The sequence below is a fragment of the Microbacterium sp. NPDC064978 genome, from assembly GCF_044543605.1.
GTDB classification, from domain to species: domain Bacteria; phylum Actinomycetota; class Actinomycetes; order Actinomycetales; family Microbacteriaceae; genus Microbacterium; species Microbacterium meiriae.
The window spans coordinates 176,537-191,826 of record NZ_JBITWF010000004.1 but is presented as its reverse complement, the minus strand read 5'-3'; the positions used below and the strand labels follow the sequence as shown (position 1 = coordinate 191,826).

The 15,290-nt window shown below is 72.0% G+C and carries 15 protein-coding genes and 1 pseudogene; 12 read left to right on the top strand and 4 right to left on the bottom strand.

The window, feature by feature from the left end; genetic code table 11:
• Window positions 1–7 precede the first annotated feature (7 nt).
• Together ACIGJI_RS13875 and ACIGJI_RS13870 are read right to left on the bottom strand one after the other, a co-directional pair.
• Window positions 8–760: a class I SAM-dependent methyltransferase gene (locus tag ACIGJI_RS13875; protein ID WP_363446334.1), complete on the bottom strand. Its 753-nt coding sequence runs from the start codon at window positions 758–760 to the stop codon at window positions 8–10.
• Window positions 761–934: 174 nt separating this feature from the next.
• Window positions 935–2,251 carry a glutamyl-tRNA reductase gene (locus tag ACIGJI_RS13870; protein ID WP_363446336.1) on the bottom strand — a complete coding sequence of 439 codons (1,317 nt, stop codon included), beginning with the start codon at window positions 2,249–2,251 and terminating at the stop codon, window positions 935–937.
• Between the two features lie 72 nt (window positions 2,252–2,323).
• Between ACIGJI_RS13870 and hemE the strand changes: the two genes are divergently transcribed.
• A complete protein-coding gene (gene hemE, locus ACIGJI_RS13865; RefSeq protein ID WP_259954402.1) occupies window positions 2,324–3,346 on the top strand; it encodes a uroporphyrinogen decarboxylase in 1,023 nt (340 codons plus the stop codon).
• A 51-nt stretch (window positions 3,347–3,397) separates the two neighbouring features.
• Here hemE and ACIGJI_RS13860 read toward each other — a convergent pair whose 3' ends face one another.
• A complete protein-coding gene (locus ACIGJI_RS13860; RefSeq protein ID WP_363446338.1) occupies window positions 3,398–4,291 on the bottom strand; it encodes an NAD(P)H-binding protein in 894 nt (297 codons plus the stop codon).
• Window positions 4,292–4,357: 66 nt separating this feature from the next.
• Between ACIGJI_RS13860 and ACIGJI_RS13855 the strand changes: the two genes are divergently transcribed.
• The 11 genes and pseudogenes from ACIGJI_RS13855 to ACIGJI_RS13805 all read left to right on the top strand — a co-directional run bounded on the left by ACIGJI_RS13855 (window position 4,358) and on the right by ACIGJI_RS13805 (window position 13,227).
• Complete coding sequence (locus ACIGJI_RS13855; RefSeq protein WP_060921528.1) at window positions 4,358–4,669, top strand: metalloregulator ArsR/SmtB family transcription factor; 312 nt, start codon at window positions 4,358–4,360, stop codon at window positions 4,667–4,669.
• A 92-nt stretch (window positions 4,670–4,761) separates the two neighbouring features.
• Window positions 4,762–6,270: an FAD-dependent oxidoreductase gene (locus ACIGJI_RS13850; RefSeq protein WP_363446340.1), complete on the top strand. Its 1,509-nt coding sequence runs from the start codon at window positions 4,762–4,764 to the stop codon at window positions 6,268–6,270.
• A gap of 170 nt (window positions 6,271–6,440) precedes the next feature.
• On the top strand, window positions 6,441–6,854 hold the full coding sequence (locus ACIGJI_RS13845) for a hypothetical protein (RefSeq protein ID WP_259954394.1): 414 nt from the start codon (window positions 6,441–6,443) through the stop codon (window positions 6,852–6,854).
• Between the two features lies 1 nt (window position 6,855).
• Window positions 6,856–7,263 carry a phage holin family protein gene (locus ACIGJI_RS13840; RefSeq protein ID WP_259954392.1) on the top strand — a complete coding sequence of 136 codons (408 nt, stop codon included), beginning with the start codon at window positions 6,856–6,858 and terminating at the stop codon, window positions 7,261–7,263.
• Window positions 7,250–7,522 (top strand): hypothetical protein, encoded by a 273-nt coding sequence (locus ACIGJI_RS13835; protein WP_025104872.1) that lies wholly within the window; start codon window positions 7,250–7,252, stop codon window positions 7,520–7,522. Before ACIGJI_RS13840 ends, ACIGJI_RS13835 begins: the two co-directional genes overlap by 14 nt.
• A gap of 76 nt (window positions 7,523–7,598) precedes the next feature.
• Window positions 7,599–8,279, top strand: coding sequence for a hydrogen peroxide-dependent heme synthase (gene hemQ / locus ACIGJI_RS13830; RefSeq protein WP_370429007.1), 681 nt, complete (start codon window positions 7,599–7,601; stop codon window positions 8,277–8,279).
• A gap of 5 nt (window positions 8,280–8,284) precedes the next feature.
• A pseudogene (hemC, locus tag ACIGJI_RS13825) lies at window positions 8,285–9,285 on the top strand (hydroxymethylbilane synthase).
• Window positions 9,282–10,079 carry a uroporphyrinogen-III synthase gene (locus ACIGJI_RS13820; RefSeq protein WP_187662559.1) on the top strand — a complete coding sequence of 266 codons (798 nt, stop codon included), beginning with the start codon at window positions 9,282–9,284 and terminating at the stop codon, window positions 10,077–10,079. The pseudogene hemC and the gene ACIGJI_RS13820 overlap by 4 nt, the downstream one beginning before the upstream one ends.
• Window positions 10,076–11,053, top strand: coding sequence for a porphobilinogen synthase (gene hemB, locus ACIGJI_RS13815; protein WP_363446345.1), 978 nt, complete (start codon window positions 10,076–10,078; stop codon window positions 11,051–11,053). Before ACIGJI_RS13820 ends, hemB begins: the two co-directional genes overlap by 4 nt.
• A 96-nt stretch (window positions 11,054–11,149) precedes the next feature.
• A complete protein-coding gene (locus tag ACIGJI_RS13810; RefSeq protein ID WP_259954388.1) occupies window positions 11,150–12,472 on the top strand; it encodes a glutamate-1-semialdehyde 2,1-aminomutase in 1,323 nt (440 codons plus the stop codon).
• 305 nt (window positions 12,473–12,777) lie between these two features.
• Window positions 12,778–13,227, top strand: coding sequence for a hypothetical protein (locus ACIGJI_RS13805; protein ID WP_136052962.1), 450 nt, complete (start codon window positions 12,778–12,780; stop codon window positions 13,225–13,227).
• A gap of 50 nt (window positions 13,228–13,277) precedes the next feature.
• Here ACIGJI_RS13805 and ACIGJI_RS13800 read toward each other — a convergent pair whose 3' ends face one another.
• The gene (locus ACIGJI_RS13800) at window positions 13,278–15,200 is read right to left on the bottom strand and encodes an ATP-binding cassette domain-containing protein (RefSeq protein WP_363446347.1); all 1,923 of its coding nucleotides are present in this window, start codon (window positions 15,198–15,200) and stop codon (window positions 13,278–13,280) included.
• Window positions 15,201–15,290 lie beyond the last annotated feature (90 nt).

The window sequence follows — 15,290 nt, the reverse complement described above, 5'->3', positions numbered from 1 at the left end:
TCTCTCACTACGGGGCGGCGGATTCGCAGATGCAGAGCTGGGTCGAGGAGCCCGCCCCGAAGAGGCTGCCGTCCCAGCCGCCGAAGCGCTTGACCAGTCGGAGTCCGGCATGCGCAAGGAGCACCGGCAGTTCCTGGGGGAAGATGCTCCGCACCTCGATGGACACCGTCTGGAAGTCGGGCTCGGAGTCCGTCGAGAAGTACCAGGTGCCGCGCGTCACCTGTGCGGCGGCATCATAGGCGTCCGCGACGTCGACGCGGACGTCGCCGCGGTCGGGATCGGCGAATGTCGTGCGCGGGCGCCGGGCCCCGTCGGCGTCAGCCAGGAGCCGCACGTCGGGATGGAAGACGTCGAAAGCGAAACGTCCGCCGGGCGCGAGGTGCCGCCGTGCCGCGCGGAAGCACTGCACGATGTCGTCAGCCTCGTGCAGGTGCAGCAGAGCGTTGCCAGCGATGAAGATGAGGTCGAACTCGTCGCCCAGGTCGAAGTTGCGCATGTCGCCGTGCTGCCACTCGACGGACACACCGCGCTCCTCAGCCTTCTGACGTGCCACAGCCAGCATGTCGAGCGACAGGTCGAGTCCGACGCTCGGGTGCCCGTCGGCCACGATCGGGATCAGCTTCTGACCGGTTCCGCATCCGAGCTCGAGCACGCGACCGCCCACGCTGTCGGCTTCGGCACGGTAGAAGTCCACGGCTGCCTCGCTCGTCGGAAACAGCAGGTCGTACAGCCTCGCGTCCGAGTACAGATCCTGGGTCATTCGCGCCTCCTCGTGCCCCACGCTCTCACAGCGCGGATCCTCGCGCAGCCCATGGCTCCCGCCCTCTGGTCCATCAGCATGTCGACGCGCAGCACACGGCTCTCGTTCCGCAGCGTCGGCGGCGGTGTCTCCGGTGATGTGGAGGGCCGCGCCTCCCATCTCGCCCACACGGGATCAGGCTGTGGCGGCGTCTTCGACCGTGTCCGCGGCAGGGGTGATGCCGTACAGCGTCGCGAGCGCGGCGGCGAACTCGTCCGCGCGACCGGCGGCGGCGAGCTCATGAGCCCGCACGGTCGGCGTGTGCAGCAGCACGCCGGAGAGGTGCCGGAGGGCCTGCTCGACCTTGCCGTCCTCGTCGCCACGCGCACGCGCACGATCGATCTCGCGCTCCAGCAGCTCGAAGATGTGCGACCGGAACGCCACCACCGACGGGGTCACGCTCTGGCGGGCACCGACGACGTGGAAGGTCTCCGCGGCCTCGCGGACGACGCTGCGGGCGGCGTCCGTCGCCTGCAGCTCCTCGAGCGGGGCGTGCAGGCGGATGGTCTCCAGGTCCAGCAGCGCGACGCCCTCCAGTGCGGCCACGGCCGGGTCGACGTTGCGCGGCATGCCGAGGTCGACCACCAGCCGGCTCGGGACACCGGTGGTGCCGCTGGTCGCGCTGACGGGGCAGCCCGCGGCGGCGAGGCCGACCGAGAGCTGCAGGTGCTCCGGGCCGAGCACGGGCTCGGTCGCGGTGGTGCAGGTGATCAGCAGCGTGGAGTGCGCCGCCGTGCGTGCGTACTCGTCTGCCGGAACCGGGCGGATGTCGTGCTTGGCCGCGAAGATCTCTGCGCGGCCCGAGGGGGAGTAGACGGAGATGTCGACGGCGCCGCGCTCGCGCAGAGTCGCGAGGGTGACGGCGGCGTAGGCTCCGGTGCCGACCAGCAGCACGCGCTCGGCCGACCAGTCGGCGATGCGGCTGTCGGCGAGCTCCAGTGCGAGACGCACGAGAGATCGACCGGCGCGGCCGAGGGCGGTGACGTTCTTGACCTTGCGCTGCGCCTGGCTCGCGCGCTGGAACAGGCGCTCGAGCTCGGGGGAGGTGGTGCCGTCCTTGCGGGCGGACTTCAGGGCACGCCGCACCTGACCGGCGATCTCGCCCTCGCCGGAGACGACGGACTCGAGACCGGAGGCCACGGAGAAGAGGTGCTCGGCGACGCGGCGACCGGAATGCACGGCGTAGGCACCGTCGAGGTCGGCGGCGGGAATGCCGGTCGCGGACTCGACGGCCTCGATCACGGCTTCGACGCCGATGGCGCCGGCCGCGGTCACGGGCTCGTCCATTTCCACGTACGCCTCGAAGCGGTTGCACGTCGCCAGGACCACGGCACCCTGCACGCACGGCGCCATGCCCATGATGGTGGGAGCGACGTCGTCGGGGGTGCGGCTCAGGCGTTCGAGCAGTTCGAAGGAGGCGGTCTTGTGACTCGCCGTCACACACAGCAGCACCCTTCGATTGTACCCGAGCGTACGGAGCCGGGACTCGGCGGCTCCCTAGGCGCCGGATGGGAGGATGGGGGCATGGCACTCTCCGACGCCCCGCTGCTGCGCGCCCTCACCGGCGACCGCCCCGCCACCGCTCCGGTCTGGTTCATGCGCCAGGCGGGCCGATCCCTGCCCGAGTACCGGGAGCTGCGGGTCGGCACACGGATGCTCGACGCCTGCCTCACCCCCGACCTCGCCGCCGAGATCACCCTGCAGCCGGTGCGGCGGCACGGCGTCGACGCGGCGGTCTTCTTCAGCGACATCGTCATCCCGCTGCGTCTCGCCGGCGTGGACGTGGAGATCGAGCCCGGCCGCGGCCCGGTCTTCGCGAACCCGGTGCGGACGGTCGCCGACGTCGACCGCATCACGGCGATCGATCCGGACAGCCTCGACGGCAGCGCCATCGCGGAAGCCGTCGGCATCGTCGCCGCCGAGCTCGGCGACACCCCGGTCATCGGCTTCGCGGGAGCCCCCTTCACGCTCGCGGCGTATCTCGTCGAGGGCGGTCCGTCCAAGGAGCACCTGCGTGCGCGCGGCATGATGCACGCGGAGCCCGAGGCCTGGCACCGTCTCGCGGGCTGGCTGGCGCAGATCTCGCGGCGGTTCCTGGAGACGCAGCGCGATGCCGGCGCCGCGGTCGTGCAGCTCTTCGACAGCTGGGCGGGTTCCCTCAGCCCCGCCGACTACCGCACCTTCGTGGCGCCGCACTCCCGCACGGCTCTGGACGGCATCGGGGTCCCGACCATCCACTTCGGCGTCGGCACCGGCCCCTTCCTCGGCGACATGCGGCTGGACGGCATCGCCGACGGCGTGGGGGTCGACTGGCGGCTGCCCCTCGACGAGGCCGCAGCGATCCTCGGTCCCGACGTCTCGGTGCAGGGGAACATCGACCCCGCGTTCCTCGGCGCGCCGTGGCCGGTGCTCGAGGCGCATGTCCGCGACGTGCTCGAACGCGGTCGCGCGGCCCGCGGACACATCCTCAACCTCGGCCACGGTGTGCCCCCGGAGACCGACCCCGACCAGCTCACCCGTATCGTCGAGCTGGTGCACGCCGGCTGACCTCCGTTCGAATCGCCTGCTTTGCGGCATCTGCGGCCCAGATGCAGCCATTCAGGCGATTCGAAGCGCCCGCACCATCCGCAGATCCGAAAGACCGAAGCGGCCGGTGGGCAGCGCCGCGCGGATGCTGTCGTCGTCGAACGGCCGCGACGGGCGGATGCCCTCCGGCGGCTCCGGCGCCCACGGTGCCGGTTCGCTGACGCCCTCCGCGAGCATCCGCGCCTGCGCCTTCGCGACCAGGGGCACGACCATGGTCCACTCGGTGAGCTGCGCGAGCACCCGCACGACCCAGGCCGGAACGGGGAGGAACGCGGGACGACGTCCGGCGACGCGGGCGATCCGGCGGATGGCCTCCCCGAGCGTGACCTCGTCCGCCCCCATCACGGCGACCGTCGGCTCCGGGATGCGGCCCTCGAGCGCGGCCACCAGCACGTCCGCGGCATCCTCGACGGGGACCGGGCGGGCGGTGCGTTCGCGGTAGCCGACCGTCCAGAAGAAGGGGAGGGTGCGGACGGCACGGGTCACATGGTCGACCATGTGATCGCCGGGGCCGTAGATCATCCCGGACTTCAGGATCGTGTGCGGGAGCCCGGAGCCGCGGATGATCTCCTCGGCCTCCCACTTCGACTCGTGGTAAGCGGAGCCGCAGTCGGGCCGGGCGCGGAGGAAGCTCACCATCACGAGCCGCCGGACGCCGGCGCGGCGAGCGGCCTCGACGACGGCCGCCGTGCCCTCGACGTGCACGCGGCGGAAGGTCTGATCGCCGATCTCCCGGTTGATCCCGGCGCAGTGGGCGACGGCGTCGCATCCGGCGAAGGCGGCGGTCAGCGCGTCGACGTCGGTGATGTCCGTGCCGGAGCGTCGGGAGATCACCACGGGCTCCTCCAGGCGATCGGCGAGGGCGCGGCCGACGAATCCACTGCCTCCGGTGATGGCGACCTTCATGGTGTTCTCCTTCGCTAATTAGCTATCTGGCGAAACTGTATCTAGCGAAGGTGCTATATTGCAAGCATGGCCGACAGCGCATCCGACATCTTCGCGGCGCTCGCCCATCCGACCCGGCGGCAGATCCTGCAGGACCTCAAGGAGGGGGAGCTCGCGGCCGGGGAGATCGCGTCCCGCTTCTCCGCGAGCGGCCCGACCATCTCCCGGCACCTGAGCGTGCTGCGCCAGGCGGGCCTCGTCTCCGAACGTCGCGATGCCAACCGCATCTTCTACTCGCTCGTCGGTGAACGCCTCGCCCTCTCCGTCGGCGACTTCCTCTCCACGGTCTGTCCCGAGCAGATCGTCCTCCGCGAGGTGCGCAAGCGCGGTCGGGCCTGACCTCCGTTCGAATCGCGCACCTGGCGGCATCAGCGGCGATTATCCGGTCAATCGGGCGATTCGAAGCACAGGGGCGGTGAAAGGATGGAGGCATGAGCCCCGAGCACCCCGCACCCGCTGAACCGGCCGACCTGGCCGCCCGTGCCGCACGGAAGCACGTCGTCGTGGTGGGCGGCGGCGTCGGCGGACTCGTGGCCGCGCGGGAGTGCGCGAAGGTCGGCATGCAGGTCACGCTGCTCGAAGGGTCCGAGTCCCTGGGTGGCGTGATCCGCAGAGTCGCGCTGGACGGTGTCGTCGTCGACGCGGGCGCGGAGAGCTACGCGACGAAGGGCGGGCACGTCCGGGCTCTCGTGAACGACCTCGGTCTCTCCGACCGCGTCGTGACGCCGCAGGCGGGAGGCGCGTGGCTCGCCGGACTCCCCGGCGGCGGCGCGGCTCCGCTTCCGGCCGGCGGCATCCTCGGCATCCCGGGCAACCCCTTCCAGGACGACGTCCGCCGCATCATCGGCTGGTCGGGCGCCTGGCGGGCCTATCTCGACCGGGTGCGCCCGCCGCTCACCATCGGCCACCAGCTGAGCCTCGGCCGCCTCGTCGCCTCGCGCATGGGGGAGAAGGTGCGCGACCGCCTCGTCGCCCCCGTCACCACGGGTGTCTACTCCGCCTCCCCGGACGACGTGGACATCGACGTCGCCGCCCCCGGACTCAACGCCGCCCTGACCCGCGTCGGATCCCTCTCCGGGGCGGTGCTGGCCCTCCGCGGTGAGGCGGCGTCGCGCGGCGCGAAGACTCCCGGTGCCGCCGTCGAGGGGCTCGTCGGCGGGATGAGCGTGCTCGTCGACGCCCTCGCGGCCGACCTCGACGAACTCGGTGCGACCGTGCGCACCCGCGTCCGAGCTCGTCGCCTCACCACCGACGGCACCACCTGGCGCGTCGTGGTCGAGGAGCCCGCCGCGGAGGAGCCGATCGAGGGCGAGGAGACGACGCAGGAGGCGGAACTCGCCGCCGACGCCGTGATCGTCGCAACCTCCGAGCACGGGGCGCGGGAGCTGCTCGCGGGCGCCGTGCCCGCCCTCGCGGCCGCCGACGCGGCACCGGCCCCCGAGATCGAGATCATCAGTCTGCTGCTCGACGCGCCCGCGCTGCGCATCCCGCCCCGGGGCACCGGCGTGCTCACGGTGCCGCACAGCCACACGGCGAAGGCGCTCACGCATTCCACGGCGAAGTGGTCCTGGGTGCGGGCGGCCGCCGGCGACCGGGAGGTCGTCCGCGTCTCGTTCGGCGCCCAGGGGGAGCCGGCGGCGACGGCGGCGCTGGACGACGAGGCCGCGGTCGACCTCGCCCGCCGGGAGGCCTCGGCCCTCCTGGGGGTTCCGCTGACGGCCGACCAGGTCGTGGCAGGCCACCGGGGGCGCTTCGTGCAGGCGCAGCCGGCATCGATCATCGGGTCGGGAGAGCGGCGCGCGGCGGCGCGTCATGCCGTGCAGGCGGTTCCCGGTCTGGCCGCGGTGGGGGCCTGGCTGGCCGGCACCGGGCTCGCGCAGGTCGTGCCGGACGCCGCGGAGGAAGCCGAGCGCCTGCGTCGCGCCCTCCTCTGGGACTGAGTGCGCGCGGGGCGTACGCGAGTGCGCTCCGGGGCTCCGTGTCAACCCTCTCATCGATTGATGCCGAAATCGGCATACGGCGTTACGCTGGGTACCTGATCGCGGCGGAGACGCGGGCGATCGGGCGTCCCCCGGGACGGACCACAGCCGGAACAACGTGAGGAGACCCCATGAAGGGGAAGATCGGACTCGTCGTCGGACTCGGCGTCGGCTATGTGCTCGGCACCCGCGCAGGACGCGAGCGTTACGAGCAGATCAAGACGCAGTGGCTGAAGGTCTGGAACACGGACCCGGTGCAGGAGCGCGTCGACAAGGTCAAGGGCTTCGTCGGCGACAAGGCCGCCGCGGTTCCCGGCGCGGTCTGGACCGGCGCCGTCAAGATCGTCAAGTCGGTCAAGGGCGACGGCACGCCCGGCCAGAAGCTCGACGCGGTCATCGCCTCCGGCAAGGACGCCGCGGAAGAGATCTCGGACGCCGCGGAGGACGCGGTCGACGAGGTCAAGGAGCGCGCGGCCGAGGCCCAGAAGCCCGCGGCGTCGAAGCCCGCCGCGAGCAAGCCCACCCCGCGGAAGTCCGACGACTGACATGCCCCGCGGATATCGGGATCGCGCCGACGACAGTCTGCTGACGCTGCTCGGCGACCTGCCGGAGCTCGTCACCACCCTCGTCAAGGCCGAGATCGACGCGGCCAAGGCGTGGGTGTCGCGCACGGCGAAGGATGCGGGCGTCGGCTCCGTCTGGTTCCTCGTCGCGCTGTTCTTCCTGTTCTGGGCCGTGCCCGTGATCCTCGTGTTCGCGATCGCGGGGCTGTCGTCGTGGTGGCCGGTCTGGCTGTCCGCGCTGGCGGTGTTCGGCATCCTCATCGTCGCCGTGCTGCTGTTCGCGCTGCTCGGCATCCTGAAGTTCCGCAAGGTGCTCCGTCGCCAGAACCCGGCACAGGCCGTGGCCGAGGACATCCGAATCGTGAAGGAGGCCGGCGATGAGCACCCCTGAGTCGCTGCCGCGCACCGCGGTCCCCGCGGGAATCGTCGATCCCGTCGCCTCGGCGCGGGCGGAGTTGAAGGCGGCCCTGGCCGCCATCGAGGTCAAGGGGAACATCCCCCGGCGCGTGGAGAAGGCATCGGCGCGGGCGGCCGTGAAGGCGCGCGCGTTCGCCGATCGCAACCCCGCCGCAGCGATCGCCGCGACCGTGGGCATCGCCGCCGCCGTCGGCGGGGCGGTGTGGGCCATCGCCCGCGCCATCGCCCGCTGATCGACCCCCGTACCGCCCTCGCGTGGGGGCAGTATTCCCCTGATTAGCGGCTCCTCCGCAAAGGGGGCAGACTGGGATCATGTCCGACCTGCGTGAAGAGAACCCGTCCGGTTACACCCTCTGGGCCGTCTGGCGACGCAATCCCGATGCTCCCGTCACCGAGAACGACGCGACCGAGGTCGAGTCGATCGTCTCGCACATCGAGGACTCGGGCGTCACCGTCCGCGGCTTCTACGACGTCTCCGGGCTCAAGGCCGACGCCGACCTCATGGTGTGGCTGCACGGTGCCACGGCCGAGGAGCTGCAGCGGGCGCTCCGTCGCCTGCGTCGCACCGAGATGCTGCGTTCGCTCCTGCCGGTGTGGAACGCCATGGGTGTCCACCGCGACGCCGAGTTCAACCGCGCGCACGTCCCCGGGTTCCTCCGTGGCATCGAGCCCAAGGACTGGCTCGTCCTCTACCCGTTCGTCCGCACCCCGGAGTGGTACCTCGCGCCGGAGGGGGAGCGCCGCACGATGCTCGCCGACCACGGTCGCAAGGGCGCCGCGTTCACCGGTGTCATCGCGAACACCGTCGCAGCCTTCGCGCTGGGCGACTACGAGTGGCTGCTGCCGATGGAGGCGGATGAACTCACGGATCTCGTCGACATGATGCGCGACCTCCGCTACACCGACGCCCGCATGTTCGTGAAGGAGGAGGTGCCCTTCTACACGGGGCGCCGCCTGCGCTTCGACGAGATCGCGGACGTGCTGCAGTAAGCGCCATGAGCACCCCCATCCGTCTCGGCACCCGTCGCAGCGCGCTCGCGCAGGCGCAGTCGGGCCACGTCGCCGCAGCGCTCGAGAAGGTCACCGGCCGGCGCGTCGAGCTCGTCCCGATCACCAGCGAGGGCGACACCAATCGCGCCTCGTTGTCGGAGATCGGCGGCCTCGGCATCTTCGCCACCCGTCTCCGTGAGGCCCTCCTCGCCGGCGAGTGCGACTTCCTCGTGCACTCCCTCAAGGATCTCCCGACCGCGGTGCCGGAGTCGCTCGTCATCGCCGCGACGCCCCGACGGGAGGATGCCCGCGACGTGGTGCTCACCCGACACGGCATCCCGCTTCACGAGCTGCCGGCCGGGAGCGCCGTGGGCACCGGGTCGCCCCGCCGTATCGCGCAGGTCCACCGCCGTGCGCCCCGCGCTCACGTCGTGGACATCCGCGGCAACGTCGACTCCCGGCTCTCCCGCGTCGCGTCCGGCGAGTTGGACGCCGTGATCCTCGCCGCCGCCGGGCTCTCGCGGCTGGGCACCGATTCGCCCCTGCATCGCGAGGAGCTCGGTCTCGCGGAATGGCCGACGGCGCCGGGTCAGGGGTCGCTGGCAGTCGAGACGCGGGCGGATGCCCCGGAGGAGCTGCGCGCGGCGCTGTCCGCGCTGGACCACCGCGAGACGCGGCTCGCGATCACGGTCGAGCGGGCCATCCTGGAGGGCCTGGACGCCGGTTGTCAAGCCCCCATGGCAGCGCACGCCGTCGTCCAGGGGGCCGAGATCCGCGTCAGGACAGTGGTCTACGCCCCGGACGGGGGTCGCCGGATCGGTCTGGACGTCACGGAAGCCCTGAACGGGGAGTATATTCATCGGAACGGCAGTGGCAATGGTGCGGATGCTGCCGATGGTGCAGACCCGATGCACGCAGCGCGTGAGTTCGGGCTCGCTGTTGCCCGTCGGCTGCTCGATCAGGGGCGGCCGACCTCGTCCCTCAAGAGCAATCCGAATTGTCATGACCACTTCTGAAAGCAAGCAGGACCGACCGCTGGACGGCTGGCGCATCCTCGTGCCCCGTGGCGGACCCTGGGGCGACAGCGTCGCCGCGAGTCTCCGGAACCTCGGGGCCGTTCCCGTCGTCGCCCCGCTCATCAACTTCGCGCCCACGACGGACCAGGCGACGCTCGACCGGGCGCTGGAGCAGCTCGCGGCCGGTGAGTTCGATTGGCTGACCGTCACGAGCGCGACCACGGTGGACGTGCTGTTCGCCCACCGCGCCGTCGTGCCGAAGACCACGAAGATCGCGGCCGTCGGCGAGACGACGGCCACGGCGCTGCAGGCCGTGGGCTACGAGGTCGCCCTGGTGCCGGAACAGGACAACTCCGCGCAGGGCATGGCGCAGCAGCTCATCGCCCTGGAGCACGAGCCGCGCCGCATCCTGGCGCTGCGGAGCGAGATCGCCAAGCCCGTCCTCAGCCTCCTCCTTTCCGACGCGGGGCACGACGTGCACGGCGTCGTCGCCTATCGCACGGTCGGCGTCCCGGTGACGGAGCGCATCCGCCGCGATGTCGAGAACGGCCGGATCAACGCGATCCTCATCACCAGCGGTTCGGTGGCCGAGCAGGTGCGGGAGCAGTTCCCCGAGATCCCGGACGAGACGCTGCTCGCGGCGATCGGTCCCCGCACGGCCAAGGACGCCGAGCGCGCCGGTCTCCCCGTCTCGGTGGTCGCCGACCGGCAGACCATCGATGCGCTGATCGAAGCCGTCTCGCAGTTCACCCTTCCGCACGCGGCAGACGAGTTCGCGCCGTGAGCTTCCCCGACATCCGCCTGCGCCGACTTCGCCAGTCGCGCGCCGTCCGCGACCTCGTGCGCGAGACCTCTCTCGAGCCCCGGCAGCTCGTGCTCCCGCTCTTCGTCCGCGAGGGCCTGAGCGAACCGGTCGCCATCGGGTCGATGCCCGGTGTCGCCCAGCACTCGATCGACTCGCTGCGCGCTGCGGCCGTGGAGGCCGCGGAGGCCGGGGTCGGCGGCGTCATGCTGTTCGGCGTTCCCGCGGTGCGCGACGCCCGGGGCTCCGGCGCGGACGACCCGCAGGGCATCCTGAACGTCGCCACCGAAGCGCTGGCGGCCGAGGTCGGCGACGCCCTCGTCGTGCAGACCGACCTGTGTCTCGACGAGTTCACCGACCACGGTCACTGCGGCGTCCTCGCCGCCGACGGCTCCGTGGACAACGACGCGACCCTGGAGCGGTACGCCTCGATGGCCCTGGCCCAGGCGCGCGCAGGGTCCCAGCTGCTCGGGCTGTCCGGGATGATGGACGGCCAGGTCGCCGTGATCCGTCAGGCGCTCGACGCCGAGGGGTTCACGGACACGCTGATCCTGGCGTATGCCGCGAAGTACGCGAGCGCGTTCTACGGCCCGTTCCGCGAAGCCGTCGACTCGCAGCTCCAGGGCGACCGCCGTACCTACCAGCTCGACCCCGGCAACCGCCGCGAGGGCGTGCGGGAGGCCCTGGTCGACGAGGGCGAGGGTGCGGACATCGTCATGGTGAAGCCGGCGATGGCCTTCCTGGACGTGCTCCGCGAGGTGCGCGACGCCGTGACCGTCCCGGTCTGGGCGTACCAGGTCTCGGGCGAGTACGCGATGATCGAGGCCGCCGCGGCGAACGGGTGGATCGATCGGCGTGCCGCGGTGCTCGAGTCGCTGCTCTCGATCCGTCGCGCGGGTGCCGACGCGGTGCTGACCTACTGGGCCACGGAAGCCGCCCGCTGGCTGCGCGGCTGAGCCTCCCTCCTGTCCGCCGACGGCCTTCGAAGGGCAGGCGGCGGGTTAGCCTGGAAGGGATGCCGGGAGAGCTCCGTGCATCACGGAGGAGCCTCGATGACCGACCGCAATGACGACCTTTTCTCTGCCGCCCGTGCGGTGATCCCCGGCGGGGTGAACTCTCCGGTGCGCGCCTACGGGTCGGTCGGCGGGACGCCGCGGTTCCTCGCCTCGGCGCGGGGAGCGACCGTGACCGATGCCGCGGGCAACGAGTACGTCGACCTCGTCGCGTCGTGGGGCCCCGCCCTGCTCGGCCACGCACAGCCCGAGGTCGTCGCCGCGGTGCAGGAAGCCGCCACCCGCGGGCTCTCGTTCGGCGCTCCCACCGAGGGGGAGGTCGAGCTCGCCGCGCTCATCGCAGACCGCGTCCGCTTCGGCGAGATCCGTCCCGTCGAGCGTGTCCGGTTGGTCTCGACCGGCACCGAGGCCACCATGACCGCCATCCGCCTCGCTCGCGGCGCGACCGGCCGCGATCTGCTCGTGAAGTTCGCCGGCCATTATCACGGCCACTCCGACGGCCTGCTCGCCGAGGCCGGCTCCGGGGTCGCCACCCTCGCGCTGCCCGGCTCGGCAGGCGTGCCCGCGCCGATCGCTGCGCAGACGCTCGTGATCCGCTACAACGACCCGGAGGCGCTCGCCGCCGTCTTCGCCGAGCACGGCCCGCGGATCGCGGCCGTCATCGTCGAGGCCTCGGCGGCGAACATGGGCGTCGTCCCTCCGCTGCCGGGCTTCAACCGCCTCATCGCGGAGACCGCCCACGCGCACGGCGCCCTCATGATCCTCGACGAGGTCCTCACCGGATTCCGGGTGCACCCGGCGGGCTTCTGGGGACTCCAGGCGGAGGCGGGGGAGGACTACCTTCCCGACATCCTCACCTTCGGGAAGGTCGTCGGCGGCGGTATGCCGCTGGCGGCCCTCGGCGGTCGTGCCGAGGTCATGGACCTTCTGGCGCCGCTCGGCCCGGTCTACCAGGCGGGCACGCTCTCCGGGAACCCGCTGTCGGTGGCCGCGGGCCTGGCCACGCTGCGACTCGCGACGCCCGAGGTCTACGCGACCGTCGACGCCGCGGCCGCTCGGGTGTCGTCGGCGCTGGACCGCGCGCTCGGCGAGGCCGGCGTCACCCACGCTCTGGCGTCCGCCGGCAACCTCTTCAGCGCGTCTTTCCGGGCCTCCGCTCCGCGCGACTACGCCGAGGCGCAGGCGCAGGAGTCGTTCCGGTACGCGGCGTTCTTCCACGCGATGCGCGAGCACGGGGTCGCGCTGCCGCCGAGCGTCTTCGAGGCCTGGTTCCTCACCGCCGCGCACGGCGAGGACGAGCTCCAGCGCATCGAGGAAGCCCTGCCGCACGCCGCCCGGGCCGCCCTCACCGCGCGTCCCTGACTTCCGCCGCCGCCGCTCGCTCGCGCGAAGACAGGCGCCCGCTCGGGAACAGGGGCCCCTGGACCCTGCTGCCTGATGTCGCGCGGATGCCTGCGCAGGGAGCGGCGGTCGCGAGGTCGGCGAGATCAGGCGCTCGCGCGGAGTCAGGCTTGCACTCCCGGTAGCGGCCTGTTCCGGCGTGAGCGCCTGTCCTCGCGGGAGGTGGTTGCTGCGGGTGGGCGTGTGGGTGATTCCGACAAGGGATCGTTGCGTTCCTGTGAGCAACTTCCAGCCAACCGGGAGGGCGGCGCTGGCAGACTGGGGGCATGGTGACGTTGTTGCTGGACCAGACGCAACTCGAGGTCGTGCTCTCGCCCATCGAACGTGCCGCCACCTTCCACCGTGAGAACGTCCGCATCGTGCGCGACACGATCACCAAGGTCCAGCTGACCGATGACGCCTGGACCTGGCTCCGCGGCGTCCCGAACCCGGGCACCCACATCCCGGGCGTGCTGGCGGCGGGGAGCTGGAAGGCCGCGGGCAGCCTCGACTTCGTGCTGATCCGTCGCCGTCGCCCCAGCGTGGTCGTCGATCTCGAGGGCGACCCGCAGTACAACCGGCTGATCCTCACCACCCGGCACGGCCTCGCGCTCACGCAGGCTCTCCGTCTCCCCGTGTCGGAGGAGCCCGCGACGGTCGAGGAGATCGTCGCCACGGCCCCGACTCCCGTCTCGAAGGGCAGTCGCCGGCCCGTCATCCGGCCCCGTCCGGCCTGACCTCAGACGCAGAACGCCCTCCCGATCGGGAGGGCGTTCGTGTGTGCGGTTCAGCCGTGGTTCTCGTCGGAGCGCGCGCCGTGGTCCTCGTCCGCCTGCGCGTCGGGTGCCTGCTCCTGACCTGGAGCGTGCGCACCGGGCTCCTCCGAGGACTCGTCGTCCGCGGATGGCTGCTCCTCGGACGATGCGGTCTCGGCGGGGGCGTCGCCCTCCGCGGACGCGAGCGGGTAGTCCCGGGGCTCGTCCTCGTAGTAGGCGCGGGCGGCGGCGGCGAGCATGGAGCTCACGGCCGCGGATCGCGGGTCCTCGTCGTCGGTCGCGGGGTCGGATGCCTCTGCCGGCTGCGTCGTGTCGGCGGTCGCGGTCTCGTCGTTCGCGGCGGACGCGGCGTCGAGCTCGGAGAAGAACTCCACGCCCGCGGGCTCCGCTTCGTCGGCCGCGGACTCCGCGTCCTCTGCGTCGGTCGTGTCGTCGGCGGCGTCGATGTCAGACGGAGCCTCGGGGCCCTCGATCTCGGCGCCCGCTGCGGGGACGGACGCGTCGGGTGTCGTCTCGTCCGACTCCCCTGGGGCGGGAGCGTCCTGTCCCGCCGACTGCTCGGGCGATGTGCGCGCCTCCGCCGTGTCTTCGTCCGCCATCTCGGCGGAGGATGCCGCGAACAGGGCGGCGAAAGAGCGTCGCGGGGACTCGGTCGCGGGCACCGGCGCGGGAGCGCCGAAGAGGATGTCGTCGAACGAACGCGAGGAGTCGGACTCCGCGTCGGACGCGGTGTCGGGCTCCGCATCCGTCTCCTCCTCGGCATCGCTCAACGTCAGCGCCGCGGTCTCCTCGACCACGGGGATGACCTGGACGGTCTCGTCGCCCGCAGCGGTCTCGACCACGGTCACGAGCCGGGTGGTCTCGTCGTCGACCGGGCCCTCGGCTCCCGCCGTCTCGTCATCGTCGCCGGACCCGGGAGCCGCGGCACCGCCGGCCGCGAGCGCGGAGGCGGCGGCACCGGCGGCCGCATCGCCTGTCGTGACCGTCTCGGTCCCGGTCGAAGCGTCTTCCGACGGTTCGACCGCCGGAGCGGTGTCGAACCGGCCGCCGCGCATGAGGTCGATGAAGACGTCCTCCAGCGTCGGGCCTCGCTGCACGAGCGTGCTCAGAGCGATACCGGCGTCCGCAGCCACGGCACCCACTCGGCTCGCGTCGGTGCCGCGCACGGTCAGGCCGGAGCGGAGCACCTCGATGTCGAACCCGGCGGCGACCAGCGCGGTCGTGAGGCCCGGGCGATCGACGGAGTCGACGACCACCGAGCCGCCGGCCGGATCGGCGAGGGTCTCGATGCCGCTCGACAGCACGAGGCGTCCCTTGGAGAGCACGAGGACGTGGTCGGCGACCTGCTCGATCTCGCTGAGCACGTGGGACGAGACCAGCACCGTGCGGCCTTCGTCGGCGAGGCGACGCATCAGCAGACGCATCCAGCGGATGCCCTCGGGGTCGAGACCGTTCGCCGGCTCGTCGAACACGAGCGCTCCGGGGTCGCCGAGCAGCGCGTGGGCGACGCTGAGGCGCTGGCGCATGCCGAGCGAGAACCCGCCGATGCGCGTGTCCGCTTCGCCCTCCAGGCCGACCAGGGAGATCACCTCGTCGACGCGGGCGAGGCGGATGCCGTTGGCCTTCGCGGCGATGGTGAGCTGACGACTCGCGGTGCGGCGCGGCCGGTAGGCCGTCTCCTCCAGGACCGCGCCGATGGTGCGCAGTGGCTGGCGCAGCTCCGCGTACGCGACGCCGCCGATCGTGGCGGTGCCGGACGTGGGGCGCACCTGGCCGAGCAGGATGCGCAGGGTCGTCGTCTTGCCCGCGCCGTTGGGGCCGAGGAAAGCGGTGACCGCGCCGGGCTCGACCCGTGCGGAGAAGTCCGAGACGGCCGTCACCTCGTTGAAGCGCTTCGTCACATTCGTGAACTCGAGCACCTGTCCTTCGGGCATCCGGGACCTCTCGTTGCGATGAACAGTTCCTCCTATCCTGCCGGAAAACCGCCCCGGAACCCGCATTTCGTGCGGAATCCGGCCGCATGC

Bases quoted from the DNA above. Each gene is read 5' to 3' on its own strand.
- ACIGJI_RS13810 (WP_259954388.1), top strand. From the start codon at position 11,150: ATGACCGACCGCAATGACGACCTTTTCTCTGCCGCCCGTGCGGTGATC.
- ACIGJI_RS13860 (WP_363446338.1), bottom strand. From the start codon at position 4,291: ATGAAGGTCGCCATCACCGGAGGCAGTGGATTCGTCGGCCGCGCCCTC.
- ACIGJI_RS13845 (WP_259954394.1), top strand. From the start codon at position 6,441: ATGAAGGGGAAGATCGGACTCGTCGTCGGACTCGGCGTCGGCTATGTG.
- ACIGJI_RS13835 (WP_025104872.1), top strand. From the start codon at position 7,250: ATGAGCACCCCTGAGTCGCTGCCGCGCACCGCGGTCCCCGCGGGAATC.
- ACIGJI_RS13850 (WP_363446340.1), top strand. From the start codon at position 4,762: ATGAGCCCCGAGCACCCCGCACCCGCTGAACCGGCCGACCTGGCCGCC.
- ACIGJI_RS13805 (WP_136052962.1), top strand. From the start codon at position 12,778: ATGGTGACGTTGTTGCTGGACCAGACGCAACTCGAGGTCGTGCTCTCG.
- ACIGJI_RS13840 (WP_259954392.1), top strand. From the start codon at position 6,856: ATGCCCCGCGGATATCGGGATCGCGCCGACGACAGTCTGCTGACGCTG.
- ACIGJI_RS13820 (WP_187662559.1), top strand. From the start codon at position 9,282: ATGACCACTTCTGAAAGCAAGCAGGACCGACCGCTGGACGGCTGGCGC.
- ACIGJI_RS13855 (WP_060921528.1), top strand. From the start codon at position 4,358: ATGGCCGACAGCGCATCCGACATCTTCGCGGCGCTCGCCCATCCGACC.
- ACIGJI_RS13875 (WP_363446334.1), bottom strand. From the start codon at position 760: ATGACCCAGGATCTGTACTCGGACGCGAGGCTGTACGACCTGCTGTTT.
- ACIGJI_RS13800 (WP_363446347.1), bottom strand. From the start codon at position 15,200: ATGCCCGAAGGACAGGTGCTCGAGTTCACGAATGTGACGAAGCGCTTC.
- hemE (WP_259954402.1), top strand. From the start codon at position 2,324: ATGGCACTCTCCGACGCCCCGCTGCTGCGCGCCCTCACCGGCGACCGC.